Origin of the sequence: Sphingobium sp. DC-2, assembly GCF_000722555.1 — a bacterium.
GTDB classification, from domain to species: Bacteria; Pseudomonadota; Alphaproteobacteria; order Sphingomonadales; family Sphingomonadaceae; genus Sphingobium; species Sphingobium quisquiliarum.
In genome coordinates this window covers 21,683-35,477 of sequence record NZ_JNAC01000114.1, presented here as the reverse complement: position 1 = coordinate 35,477, position 13,795 = coordinate 21,683, and the positions used below count along the sequence as shown (strand labels likewise).

Annotated in this window: 10 protein-coding genes; 8 read left to right on the top strand and 2 right to left on the bottom strand. The window is 61.7% G+C overall.

Annotated elements, in window-relative coordinates:
- Positions 1-48: 48 nt before the first annotated feature.
- Positions 49-1,179 (bottom strand): FAD-dependent monooxygenase, encoded by a 1,131-nt coding sequence (locus tag ET21_RS0119335; RefSeq protein ID WP_037471489.1) that lies wholly within the window; start codon positions 1,177-1,179, stop codon positions 49-51.
- 89 nt (positions 1,180-1,268) lie between these two features.
- Positions 1,269-2,330, bottom strand: coding sequence for a VOC family protein (locus tag ET21_RS0119330; protein ID WP_021239165.1), 1,062 nt, complete (start codon positions 2,328-2,330; stop codon positions 1,269-1,271).
- Positions 2,331-2,706: 376 nt separating this feature from the next.
- On the opposite strand from ET21_RS0119330, the gene ET21_RS0119325 reads away from it, so the two are divergent.
- The 8 genes from ET21_RS0119325 to ET21_RS0119290 all read left to right on the top strand — a co-directional run bounded on the left by ET21_RS0119325 (position 2,707) and on the right by ET21_RS0119290 (position 13,725).
- A complete protein-coding gene (locus tag ET21_RS0119325; protein ID WP_051768242.1) occupies positions 2,707-3,762 on the top strand; it encodes an aromatic ring-hydroxylating dioxygenase subunit alpha in 1,056 nt (351 codons plus the stop codon).
- A gap of 507 nt (positions 3,763-4,269) precedes the next feature.
- Positions 4,270-6,420, top strand: a complete 2,151-nt coding sequence (locus ET21_RS0119320) for a TonB-dependent receptor (RefSeq protein ID WP_021239167.1) — start codon at positions 4,270-4,272, stop codon at positions 6,418-6,420.
- Positions 6,421-6,563: 143 nt separating this feature from the next.
- Positions 6,564-7,079, top strand: coding sequence for a helix-turn-helix domain-containing protein (locus tag ET21_RS0119315; protein WP_150113402.1), 516 nt, complete (start codon positions 6,564-6,566; stop codon positions 7,077-7,079).
- 155 nt (positions 7,080-7,234) lie between these two features.
- Entirely contained in the window at positions 7,235-8,668 is a 1,434-nt protein-coding gene (locus ET21_RS0119310; RefSeq protein WP_030540936.1) for an APC family permease, read from the top strand.
- Positions 8,669-8,693: 25 nt separating this feature from the next.
- A complete protein-coding gene (locus tag ET21_RS0119305; protein ID WP_037471485.1) occupies positions 8,694-10,418 on the top strand; it encodes an amidohydrolase in 1,725 nt (574 codons plus the stop codon).
- 162 nt (positions 10,419-10,580) lie between these two features.
- The gene (locus tag ET21_RS0119300) at positions 10,581-11,279 is read left to right on the top strand and encodes a LuxR C-terminal-related transcriptional regulator (protein WP_021239171.1); all 699 of its coding nucleotides are present in this window, start codon (positions 10,581-10,583) and stop codon (positions 11,277-11,279) included.
- A 102-nt stretch (positions 11,280-11,381) separates the two neighbouring features.
- A complete protein-coding gene (locus tag ET21_RS0119295; protein ID WP_030540934.1) occupies positions 11,382-12,677 on the top strand; it encodes an aspartate aminotransferase family protein in 1,296 nt (431 codons plus the stop codon).
- Positions 12,670-13,725 carry a phosphotransferase enzyme family protein gene (locus ET21_RS0119290; RefSeq protein ID WP_051768241.1) on the top strand — a complete coding sequence of 352 codons (1,056 nt, stop codon included), beginning with the start codon at positions 12,670-12,672 and terminating at the stop codon, positions 13,723-13,725. The genes ET21_RS0119295 and ET21_RS0119290 overlap by 8 nt, the downstream gene beginning before the upstream one ends.
- Positions 13,726-13,795: the final 70 nt, after the last annotated feature.

Genomic DNA, 13,795 nt, shown 5'->3' with positions numbered 1-13,795 from the left:
ATCCTTCATCTCAGGCGGCAAACCGCCCGTCCGTTTAACAAGGTCCGGTCAATAAGGCTGTCTGGCGATGTCCATCAGCGCCATGTTGGTGTGGAACTGATCGACGATGGGAACGCCGGCACGCTCCATCCGGTTGAGGTCGAGGCTCAGTTCCATCACGCGGTGGCAACGCGGATAGCGGCGGTCGCAATAAGCGTTCAGCCGTTCGTCCAGATCGCCCGAAGCGCAAATCTGCTCCGCCAGGATGACGGCGTCCTCCGTCGCCAGGCCAGCGCCATAGCCCGAATGCGGGGTCGTGCCATGGCAGGCGTCACCCAGCAGGACGACGCGGCCCGAATGCCACGGCTGGGGCAGCATCACCATTTCCAGCGGCCGGTAATTGATCGAGGTGCTTTCGTCGAAGGATTTGGCGAGCGAAGATACCTGATCGCAATAGCCGCTCATCAATTCCGAAAGGAGGCGCGGCCAGTCCTCAGGTTCGCGCCACTGATTTTCGGTCATCGGTTCAAGGATGAACAAATACATATGAGTCTTCGAAACGGGATTGAATCCCAGTTTTTGGCTGGCGTCCAGGAACAGCCAGGTCGTTTCCATTTCGGCGGGCCGGGGGAAGACAGCGCGCCAGGCGCCCATATGGACGAAAGCCGCACCCGGCGCGTCAGGGAAGATCAGCTTGCGCATCTGGGAATGCAGGCCATCGGCGCCCACCACCAGATCATAGCGCCCCACGGAACCGTCGCTGAAGGTGACGGTGACGCCATCCTTGTCCTGATCAAGGGTATTGACCGTCAGCCCCAGACGCACATTGGTGCCAAGCGCGCGGGTGCGTTCGGCCAGGATCTGGTGAAGGACGGGGCGCATGATCGCGCCGCCCGCCATGATGTCGCCGGGTTCCGGCACGTAAGCGGGCCTGTCCTCGATGATGGTCCCCCATCGGTCATGCAGGCGCACCCCGCCATGCACGCTGCCCAGGCGGCGCACATCTTCCTCTATTCCGATTTCGCTGAAAACCCGCAGCGTGGCGCCATTGAGCGTCAGCCCCGCGCCCGTCGCGCGCCATTGCGGGTCACGTTCGGCCAGATCAACGTCAAGCCCCTTGCTCCGCAGCAGGATCGCAAGGGCCATGCCGCCGATGCCGCCGCCCACGATCAGGACTTTCCGAATAACCTCTCCAACCATTTCCTGCTCCTTTCGCGCACGCCCTGGCACATGCGCGTCATTATTCTGCTATGCCGTCACTATCCGCGCGATCGCCTGCCGCCGCAACGTCAATTGGACTGTGCTTCCATCTCTCGCGGCGCCAGCGGCCTTGGCTTCATTCCATCGGGGCCGGTGCCGTCCCGATAGGGTTCGAAAGATGCCTGGTCGGGATCGAAGGTCATGTCCCAACTGGTCACCGCCTCGGTAAAGGCGGCCGGGCGCGCATTGGCCCACATGAGGGATCCGAACCGGTAGTCCCAGGCGCGCGGCACCCAATTGTCGTCCAGATAATCCGTGTCGGCATGATATTCCGCTTCACCGCCAGCGGGGCATTTGACATAATAATAGATGGCCGAACTGATGCGATGGCGGGATATGCCGCCCGTCTTTTCATCGGCCGTCTTCTGCCAGCCCTGCTTTTCCATGATGTTCGCGCCGATCATCACCTCGTCAATGTCGTCCACGCCAAAGGCGGTATGCAGGAACCCGTGCCCGCCGGGCGCGAAGGGCATGCGCGCATTGACCCAGAAGATGGAATGATGCTCATAAGTGCCATCGGCCCGTGCGAAGATGCCGATCCCCTTGGAATGGTCCGAATAGCGGAAGTTCAGGCAATCCCGGTAGAATTCGAACGATTCCACATAGTTGTCGGTATAGAATACGACATGGTTGATCGTCTTGGGAATGGCGCGCATCCGCCATTGCCGGTGCTGGTTCAGCCGGACGATATTGCCGGGCGTATTGACGGGATCGGCCACCGAAAGCACGGGACGCTTCGCCCATACCCGCAATCCCAGATACTGGCCATCGGGCGCCTGGAAAAAAGCCGACCCATCGGCTTCCCGCCGCACCGGCACCCGGCGCTCGACTCGCTTGACCAGCTGTTCAAGATTGTCCTGCGTATCGACGCCCCAGACGGTCAGCCGCACCCCGTCCCCTTCGAAATTGCGGGGCGGCAGCGCCGGATCGTCCGCATGCAGCAGGATGACCTTCGAACCCGACAACACCTCAAAACTTACGCGATCGTCAGCCTGGCCGGTCAGTTTGAGGCCGAAATCCTGCCAGAAGCGCGTGCATTCCGCCATGTCGCTGACGCCGTAGATAATCGTTTCAATGCCCAGAATCGCCATAGCGGCACTCCTCTCAACTCCACGCCCGCGGCACGATGCGTCGGGCAACGCGGCGGCCAGCGGTCCTATTCCAACGTGGAATGATAGCGGAAAGGCGGATGGTCAAATCGGCATTTGGTGCAATTGCTATTGGAATCACCGATAGGTCATGTCCTCCATTATAAGATGCGCGCAAGCTGATGCCCCGTCCACATCCGGGCAGATCGCGAGCAATTTATACGTACCTTCGGGTGCGTTCTTACGGTGAGCGCCCAACGGCGCTATCCTGCGCGGGTGAGAGCGGGAGGATAACTGCGGGCGGACCGGCCGCTGCGCTGTTCGACAGCAGCAGGCAGGGTCATCACGGCGGCTCTCGCACATTTTGAGGAGGGCGAATATGTACCCGTTTCAGGGCGAAAAGAGCTTTGTAGCCAACCGCTGGTATGTCGCGGCGGTCAGTGACGAGATCACGAGAACCCCGATCGAACGGACGCTGCTGGACCTGCCCGTGCTTCTATACCGGGCGGAGGACGGAAGTCCCGTGGCGATGTATGGCCTGTGCCCCCACCGCTATTTTCCGCTGGTGAAAGGTCAGCTTGTCGGCGACGCCATTCAGTGCGGATATCACGGCTTCACCTTCGACAAGAGCGGGAAATGCGTCTTCATCCCGACCCAGAATAGCGGTTCGGGATATACGCAGCGTACCTTTCCGGTCGTGGAGAAAGCGCCCTTCGTCTGGATCTGGATGGGCGATGCCGAACTGGCCGACGAAAGCCTGATCGTCGATTACGCCGCCATCGGTTTGAGCCAGCCCGGCTGGACGCATCCGCGCCCGATCCATTTGCATCTGAAGGGCCGGTATCAACTGCTGATCGACAATCTCATGGACCTGACCCATGTCGCTTTCATCCACAAGCAGATCGGCGGATCGGAAGCCTTCGCCAATGCCAAGGTGATCTACGAGGAAGCCGATGGCTGCTTCAAGGCGACGCGCCCGTTGGCGATGCCATGGACGAGCTACCATGATTTCCTTTACGGGCCGGAAGCGCGTTTCGAAGGCATGTCCCAAACCGAATCCCGCACCGTCTTCTTCGGCCCGGAATATATTACCACGTCAGGACCGGTGACCGTGTCGATCGAAGGATATGACACCGTGCCCGAAGGGCTTGGCCGCCTGTTCTTCCACCATGTCATCACGCCCGAAACAGAACATAGCACCCATTATTTCGGCACGACATCCCGCGAATTCCGCCTCGACGATCCGGCCCTTGACGAGATGCTGCGCGAATCCGACCTGGATGTCCGCACCCAGGACGTAGAGGCGATCGACGCCATCGAAGCACGGCTGGAAAAGGCCGCTGCGCGCGAACGGGAACTGCTGGTCCGCAGCGACACGGCAGCGGTGAAGGTGCGTGGCATCATACAGGCGATGCTGGACCGCGAGGCGGCCTGATCCGCCACAAGTTCCCGCCGCGGTTCCGCCGGGGTGATCCTGCGGAACCGCGGCGGGAACGCGATGCGCGCCATATACTGTAACTTATAAGTCATAGTTATCGGGCGCGTCCCGCCTATCACCGCAACCGATGGCCTCAATCCAAAATTACGATTGGCCTCGCGCAGGTTGCGAGCCTTATCATGCACATAGTCTACAACGAGGGTGAGAGGAGCGCGCGGGAACCGGCTTTCCGCATGAAGGCGATTCATTCGCATTTTGTCTTGCGCCGCTTGTTCGCTGGTTCTCGGCCAGCGTCCGGAATGCTTGTGCACAACTGAAAATTGAGAACCTGATTCACCGGGAGGATTGCAATCTTCCCGGACAGGGCGAGCGCGTCCGCGATGCCCGAAACGATATTCAGCGGCTGATGATCGGCCGTAGAACCCTAGGGAGGATATTTTGAAACTTCTTCATCTCAGTCTGTTGGGAGCATCGCTGCCAGTTCTATCGGTCTCTTCCGCAACCTTGGCCCAAACGGCTCCTGACAGCGCCGCCGCTCCAGAAAGCCAAAGCGCTGATTCCGGGCTGGAAGACATCATCGTGACGGCGCAGCGCCGCAGCGAGAATATCCAGCGCGTCCCGATCGCGATCACGGCGGTGACGGCCGACACGATCCAGTCGATGGGCGTGCGCGGCACGCAGGACCTGAGTTCCATATCGCCCGGCCTCTATTTCGGCACCCAGATCGGCAATGCATCGCCCTTCATTCGCGGCGTCGGGACCTTTGCGGTCAGTGCCGGTCAGGAAAGCGCCGTGTCCGTCTATGTTGACGGTGTCTATATCGCGTCTCAATCCGGTTCGGTGTTCGCCCTCAACAATATCGAGCGTGTCGAAATCCTGAAAGGTCCGCAGGGAACATTGTTCGGCCGCAATGCGACCGGCGGCCTTATCCAGGTCATCACCAAAGATCCAAGCCACGACACGCAGGTGCAAGGCACGATCGGCTATGGCAACTATGATACGACCGAAGCGAAAATCTATGCCAGCACCGGCCTGACCGACACGATCGCCGTGGACTTTGCCGGTTCCTACACGCATCAGGGCGACGGCTGGGGCAAGAATGTCGTGACCGGGCGGGACGTCAACAAGCGTCCGCACGATCTTTCTCTGCGGTCGAAACTGCTCTTTACGCCGGGACCCGACACCCGCATCACGCTCAGCGGCGATTATTCCTATAATCGCGGCGACGTCGGGGTCACCACCCGCGTTCGCGAAGGCGCCATTGCGGCAAATGGATATCGCTTCACCGGCGGATTCTGGGATTCGGCCAGCGACATTACTCCTGTGCTCAGAAATGAGGCGTGGGGGGCAAGCCTGAAGGTCGAACAGACTTTTGACTTCGCCAAGCTGGTCAGCATCAGCGCCTTCCGCAAATCGGAAGCAAAGCAGTTTCTGGACTTCGACGCGACGCCTTCGCCATTTCTCACCATCTCCCTGAACCCGCGTGAGCGGCAATTCTCGCAGGAATTGCAGCTCCAATCGCCGGAATCCAGCGCGATCAACTGGATCTTGGGCGCCTTCTATTATCATGGCAACAGCCGCTACTCACCGTTCGAACTGGGCCTTTACCCGGCTGCAAGCGGTGCGCCCGGGCTGATCTACGACCGAATCCTCGGTCATCAGGTTACGAATTCCTATGCCGCTTTCGCTCAGGCGACGGTGCCGATCGGCGAGTCCACGCGCGTCACCGCCGGTATCCGCTATACCAAGGATCATCGCCGGTTCGACGGGTCGGAACAGGAGATATTGACCTTCGCGCCGGTTTCTCCCCCCGCCACTGTCGCCGCGACGCAACGCGCCAGCGAAGGCAAGCCGACATGGCGGCTCTCCGTCGCGCATGACTTCGCGCCCGGCGTAATGGGCTATGCATCGTACAATCGCGGGTTCAAGAGCGGGGTCTTCAACCTGCAAGCGCCCGGATCGGACCCGATCAAGTCGGAAAAGATCGATGCCTATGAAGCAGGCGTGAAAATCGATGCGCTCGACCGGCATCTGCGGATCAACATTTCCGGCTTCTACAGCGACTATAAGAATATCCAGCTTCAGCGGAACGACGACAATGGCGTCTTGCAGTTGCTGAACGCGGCATCGGCCAAGATATATGGCGCCGACGTCGAAATCACCGCCATTCCCTTCGAAGGGCTGACGTTGCGTGGTGCTCTGGGTCTGCTGCATTCGCGCTATGGCGACTTCCCGGACGCGCGCCTCACCGTGCCCAATCGCGATCCGCTGACGGGCGCCCTGATCGGCGGCAACACGCAGACGACGTTCAACGCCAAGGGCAATCACACCGTTCAGTCTCCCGACTATACGGCGAATGTTTCAGCCTCCTATGAAACATCGCTTGGCGACGGGAAGCTGGCGGCGAATGCCAGCTACGTCCTTCAGGGCCGCACCTATGCGGAGGTCGACAACCGGACCTTCATCCCCGGAAACGGCCAGTTGTCGGCTGACCTCAGCTATACCTTGCCGGGCGATCATTACCGCGTCCGCGTGTGGGGCCGCAACCTCACCAAGGAAAAGGTCTATCAACAACTGACGGAACAGGCCTTTGCTGACGGCGCCATCGCTCTTGCACCCAGGACCTATGGAGTCGCATTCGACTTCACGTTCTAACCGTCCGCACGCTTGCAAAAGGGGGCTAGCGTAGCGGAAGAGACGTGTCAGGCAGGAACGATCCCAAACGGTCGTGCTTGCCTGACACGGCTTTTCGGATCAGCTTGGGCCGGATAGTGCCCGCTGACCTTGGAGGCAAATAGATGGCGCGCCGGACGCCCCCGCAATCCGCTTCGCGTGGCAAGGACGCTCTCGTCGAGGAATTGCACGCCGCGCTTGTCACCGACGATCCGCAGCGCGCGGCCCTTCTCGACGCGATCCTCAAGGTCGTCGTGGATCATGGGCTGGGGCCGGAATCGCCTCCGGTAGAGATAATGCAACTGCTGGGCGACAAATGGTCGTCGCTGATCCTGACCCTGCTGGGCACGGGACCATTCAGGCCCTCGGAACTTCGGCGGGTCGTCAATCTGATATCCCGCCTCGGCAATTCGACGCCCATTTCCCAGCGCGTGCTGACGGTCAAGCTTCGTTCCTATGAACGTCTGGGCTTCATACAGCGCACCGCATGGCCCACCATGCCGCCGCGTACGGATTACCGGCTGACTCCCCTCGGGCGGGATCTGGTCAACACCATCGCTGGAATCGTGGACTGGTCCTTATCTCACAAGGATGAAATCACCGCCGCCATTCACGCCTATGACCATGCGGGCGCGGATTAGCCGGACAAGAGGGATGCAGGAAGCCGCGAAGAACTGCGTATTGGCGCAACCGCGCGTCTTTACTTCCGCGCCTGCTACGAAAGTTTAATTTTTGCGGCTTGATTTCCCGCTAGCCTCGTTTCCAACAGTGCGGCCGATGCACAAGGGGGACGGGAATGAACGATATGGCGACTGCTTCTCTCCAGAAAGATTCGACTGGAGCGGGACATATCGTCTTCTTCGTGATCGCGGCGGCCGCGCCGCTGACCGCTGTCGTGGGCGCGACCCCGGCCGCGTTCGCCTTTGGCAACGGCGCTGGCCTGCCGGGCACCTTCATCGTCGCGGGCCTCATCTACCTGCTGTTCGGCGCATCCTTCACCATGATGACGCGGATGTGCGGATCGGCCGGGGGCTTTTACGGCTATATCGGGCATAGCCTTGGCTGGGCGACGGGCGTCGGGGGGGCATTCCTCGCTATCGTCGCCTATACCGCCATACAGACGGCGATATACGGCCTGTTCAGCTATTTCGTCGCCGCCAAGCTGATGTTGATCGGGCTGGACGTGCCATGGTGGGGCGTGGCGATCGCCTGCGTCGGCCTCGTCCACTGGTGCGGCGCGCGGGATATCGCTTTCAGCGGGCGGCTGCTGGGCGTGCTGATGCTGGGCGAAGTGCTGGTCCTGCTGGCGCTGGACATCGCGATATTGGCCCACACCGGGCGCGAGGGGCTGGAATTTTCCAGCTTCACGCCCGGCGCGGTCGGCGCTTCGGGCATCGGCATATCGCTCGTCTTCGTGATCGCATCCTATGTGGGGTTCGAAGCGACCACCATTTTCAGCGAAGAAGCCCGCGACCCGGCCCGGACCATCCCGCGGGCCACCTACATCGCCGTGCTGTTCATCACCCTGTTCTACGCGCTGTCGACCTGGGCCATGGTCCAGTTCCACGGCGCGGCGCATATCGGCGATGCTGCCCGCGCCAATCCGGGCGAACTGTACTTCGCCGCATCGCGCCTGTTGCTGGGCGGCTGGCCGACGCTGGCGATGGAGACATTGCTGCTGACCAGCCTGTTCGCATCGCAGCTTGCCTTCCACAACACGATCACGCGCTATCTGTTCGCCCTCGCGCGGGACGGGCTGATCTTCAAGGCGTTCGCACGCACTCATCCCCGCTTCCGTTCGCCCCATGTCGCGAGCATGGCGCAGAGCCTGAGCGCGATCGTCCTGATCCTCATCTTCGCGGTGATCGGCGCTGACCCCTATGCGATCGTCTTTTCGTGGATGAGCGCCTTTGCGACGATCGGCATACTGGCGGTGCAGTGCCTCGTCGCGGTGGCCGTGCTGCGCGCCTGCTCGCATAACAGCGCTGAGTTCAGCTTCGGCCGCCGCATCCTGGCGCCTATATTGAGCGGCGTGGGCCTCGCCCTCTGCCTGCTATTGGTCATTGCCAACCTGCCGCTTCTGGCCGGGTCGGATTCCCTCATCGTCCGCACCTTCCCCATCATTTCGCTGGGGGTCGGCGTCATGGGGGCGATGCTGGCGCTGCGCCTGCGCCGCCTGCGCCCCGACCGCTACGCCAGCCTTGCCCGATCGCTCGAAACCATCAGCTGATATGTGATTTACGGGAGACCAGTAGATGCGTGATGTCCGTGCCGCCGCCCTGTTGCTGCTGACTGTTTCAGCGCCAGCAGCAGCCCAGTTCACCGGCCCCGGCGAGCCGCTGGCTCCAGCAATAGCCTCCATCGCCGTGGAAAATGCCCATATCCGCACGCCTGCGGGATGGGCCACGCACATGGCGATCGCCAATGGCGTGATCATCGCCATCGGCGACGAAGCGGCGATCCGCCCCCATATCGGCCCGGAAACCAAACATATCGCTGGCGCGGGAAGGACGATCGTGCCGGGCCTTCACGACATGCATGTTCACCCGATGGGCGCGGGTCAGAATGCCATGGCCTGCGCTATTCCGCAGGGCGCGCCCCCCGCCAAGGTGCTGGCTGTCGTAAAGGAATGCGCCGCCCGCAAGGCGCCGGGCCAATGGCTGACCGGCAACGGATATGATCCCTCCTCCTTCGGCAAGACGCTGCCGCACAAGTCGATGCTGGACAAGATCGCGCCAGACCGGCCGGTATTGCTGTTCGACATCAGCGGCCACAGCACATGGGCCAATTCGAACGCGCTCAAGCTCGCGGGGATCGACCGGAACACGCCCAACCCGCCCGGCGGCATCATCGAGCGCGACGCCAGGGGCGAGCCCACCGGCATATTGCGCGAGCGCGCTTCCGCCATGGCGTGGACGAAAATTCCCGCCCCCACGCGGGAGGAGAACCGGCGCGCGCTCGACTGGGCGCTGTCGCAACTCGCCTCGCTCGGCGTGACCAGCATCGATGACGCCGGGCTGGGCCAGAAAGGCGCGCTGGCCTACGCCGATCTGGCGGATGCCGGGCGGCTGAAGCTCAGGGTACGCGGCTGCATCATGGCCACCGATCCCGATGCGATCGCGGTGCGCAACCTTTATCAGCGGGATCGCTTCCGCCCCGATTGCGTGAAGATCTTCCTCGATGGCGTCCCCACCGACGCCCATACGGCGGCGATGGTCGAGCCCTATTATTCTCCTGCGGGGCATGGCCCCCACACGGATGACGGGCGCGAAAAGGGGCTGCTCATGATCCCGCAGCCGGAAATCAACGCCATGGTCGCCAAATATGACGCCATGGGCCTGACCGTCAAATTCCACGCCGCGGGCGATGCAGCCGTGCGCGCCGGCCTCAATGCGATCGCCAATGCCCGTCAGGTGAACGGCTTCACCGGCCAGATGCACAATGTCGGCCATTCCAGCTTCGTCCAGATGGACGACATCGCGCGCGCCAAATCCATCGCCGCGACGTTCGAATTTTCGCCCTACATCTGGTCCCCCTCGCCCATCACCGACAATATCCGCCATGCCATCGACGAAAAGCGCATGCAGCGGTGGATTCCCATCAAGGACGCGCTGGACGCTGGCGTTCAGGCTGTGCCCGGATCGGACTGGCCGGTGACGCCCAGCGCCAATCCCTGGCTGGCGATGGAAACCATGGTGACGCGGCAGGCGCCTGGCGGCAAAGGCCCGATGCTGGGCGGCGATGAGCGCATCACGCTTGATCAGGCCTTCGCCATGTTCACCATGGCGTCTGCCCGCAACCAGAATGAAGCGATGCGGAACGGATCGCTGGAAACCGGAAAGCAGGCCGATTTCCTGATCCTTGACCGCGACATCTTTTCAGTCCCCGTTACGACCGTGCACGATACGCGCGTGCTGGCGACCTTCATCGGGGGCGAGCAGGTCTATGACGCCGCCCAGCCAGCGCCCGCGCAACCTTGAGATGGCGGCGGAGCGCGCCCTCCGCCACCCTGTTTCATGCCTGTTTCAGTCCCGTGTCATTCTTGTTGAAAAAGCGGTGCATTGAAGTCAATCTCCCCGAAAGTCCGGGCCGGCAGGAAAACGCATTGATCCCTGTCAATTCGGGCCTTCGGGGAGACACTAATGCAGCAAGCGCAGGACTCTACGTTCAATGCCGCGGCGATATTCACCGACGTGACGCATGCTTTCCGCAGCTTATTGCCTTGGGACGGGGCATGTTTCTATCTGGTGGATGATCAGGGCGGCACCTTCGCGCATTATCTGGTGCAATTGCCGACCGAACAGTTGAAATTGTACCGGAGCAAGCTGGCGTCGCATGATCCGCTAAGTCCCGCGCGCTTCAACGACAGCGATCGCAATGTAATTACTTTGGAGTCGGCGCAGCACGACTTCGATTCGGGTCTCTATGTGAACGCCTTCCTCAATGCATACGAATTGCCGCATGAGGTCGAACTCTTCTTCCGCGACTCGCAGGACAGGATCATTGCGGGCATGGGGCTGTTCCGCACGGCGCGCAGCGGGCGCTTCCGGGTGCAGGACGTCGACCTGCTCAATCGCGTGCATCCGCTGGCCGAATGCTCCTTCCGTTTCCTCGACCACAAGGCCCGGCGCAAGCCTTGCCTGCGCGAATCCTATGAGCTGACCCGCCGCGAGGCCGAGGTGGTGGCCCATGTTCAGGCGGGCCACAGCAACCGCAGCGTGGCGCGCCTGCTCGGCATCAAGGAAGCGACCGTCAAGGCGCACCTGTTCAACGCCTATGAAAAAATCGGCGTTTCATCCCGGACCGAACTTCTTTCCCGGATACATTTGCTGGGGCACTGACTTCGCCCGTGCCCGCAGTCTGATACTGATCTAAGACCTTAGTTGAATTCTTTCCCGGCGCGCGCGGCATAGCCTGTCCGCACCAATTGCGGGGGAAGTTTTTTGACGTTAGAGAATGATCTTCTTGAGCGGCGTTACCGCACCCTGGGGCGCAGTTCGCCCCTCTTCTACGACCGGCCGCTTCATCTGGTGCGTGGCGAGGGTGCGTGGGTCTGGGACAATGAAGGCCAGCGCTATCTCGACGCCTATAATAATGTGCCCCATGTCGGCCATTGCCACCCGCATGTGGTGGACGCGCTGTGCCGTCAGGCGTCGCGCCTCAACATCCACACCCGCTATCTGCATGGTTCGATCGTCGCCTATGCCGAACGCCTGCTCGCCACGTTCGACGCCCCGCTGTCCCGCACATTATTCTGCTGCACCGGCACGGAGGCCAATGAACTGGCGCTGAGGATCGCGCGCACCGCGACCGGCGGCACCGGCATCATCGTGACCGATTACAGCTATCATGGCAATTCGCAGGCTCTGGCGGAAGTCACCACCGGCTTGCCCGTATCGGAACCCTTCGCCGCGCACGCCCGCGCCATAACGCTGCCCGATCCCTATCATAGAGCGCCCGGCATGTCTGCTGAGGATCAGGTTGCCGCGCATGTCGATCAATTCCGGCAGATGCTCGCATCTTTCCGCGACAATGGCGTGAAGCCAGCGGCCTTGTTGTTCGACACGATCTTTTCGACCGAAGGACTGATCGACGTTCCCGTCGACTATGTCCGGCAAATCGTCGACCTGACGCGAGAGGCCGGAGCACTGGTCATCGCCGATGAAGTCCAGCCCGGTTTCGGCCGCATGGGCGATCACTTCTGGGGCTATAAGCGCTACGGCATTGTTCCCGACATCGTGACTCTGGGCAAGCCGATGGGCAATGGCCATCCGGTCTCCGCGGTCATCACGCGGCCGGACCTTGCCGATCCGTTCGGCGAGCAATCGCTCTATTTCAACACCTTCGCCGGAAATCCCGTCTCTGCGGAGGTCGCGGCGGCGGTGCTCGACGTCATCGAACAGGAAGGCCTGATCGACCGCGCTGCGGTGACTGGCAACCATTTGCAGGACGGTCTGCGGCATCTGGCCGGACGCCATGCCGCGATCGGCGACGTGCGCGGGCGCGGCCTCTTCACGGCGATCGAACTAGTGGCCGACCGGGAAAGCAAGGCGCCCCATCCCGCCGCCGGGGCGATCGTCAACGCCTTGCGGGACGAAGGCGTGCTGATGAGCCGCACCGGCCCTGCGAACAATGTTCTTAAAATCCGGCCGCCTCTGGCGTTCGGCATAGACGAAGCGGAGATTCTGCTCACCGCTCTTGATGCGGTCCTCACCCGGATGGGCCATCGCAATGTCTGATCGCGCGCCGTCCGTCATGGATGACCAGACGCGCATGCTGGCCGGAATCGCGGCCGAAGCCTTGCGTCATTGGGCGGGGGAGTTCGGCGAACCCAGCCTCATCAAATTTCGCGAAAATGCTGTCTTTTCCGTGCGCAATTCACAGGATCAGGCATTTGCGCTGCGCATCCACCGGCCCGGCTATCACAGCGCGCAGGCGCTGGATTCGGAACTGGCATGGATGAACGCGCTGGCGGCGAGCGGCCTTCATGTGCCGCATCCCCAGGCCTCCCTGACCGGCCATTACAGCGTCGCCTTCCTGACGCCCGATGCGCGGGAAACCCGTTATGCCGACCTGCTCGAATGGCTGGACGGCGAAACGCTGAGCGCCATAGAGGATCAGCCCGATTCCGACGAAGCACGGGTGGCCGGGCTTTACCGGAACCTTGGCGAAACGGCGGGCCGCCTGCATGAACATGGCGCGTCATGGTCGCCGCCCGCCGGTTTTCACCGCCATCATTGGGATGCCGAAGGGCTGACCGGCGACGCGCCGATCTGGGGACCCTTCTGGGACCTGGAATGGCTTTCCAGGGCCGAAGCCGCCCTGATCAGGGAAGCGCGCGCCGTTCTGGCGGAAGATCTGGGCAAAATGCCCCGCGATCCGTCCTGCTATGGCCTGATCCACGCCGATCTTCTGTCCGACAATGTGGTGGTGCAGGGGTCCGACATCCGTCTGATCGACTTTGATGACGCCGGATGGGGCTGGCATATGTTCGAACTGGCGACGGCGCTGCATTTCCAGATCGGCAACCGTTCGTTCGAAGCCAAGCGCGACGCGCTGTTCACCGGCTATCGCAGCACGCGGGATGTTCCCGGCAATTTCGAGGAGCAGCTGCCGCTGTTCCTGCTCGCCCGCAGCGTGACCTATCTCGGCTGGGTGGCGACGCGGCAGGAAACCGAAACGGCGCGCCAGCAGACGCGGTCGCTGATCGAACGCTGCTGCGACATAGCGCAGGCTTATCTGGCCCAGCGCCGCACGCATCATTTTCTAACTGGACAGAGACGATAACCAACTAATTATCAAAAATAACAAGATTACACGCAGGAAGAACACAACAATATTAGAAGAGGGACAATAA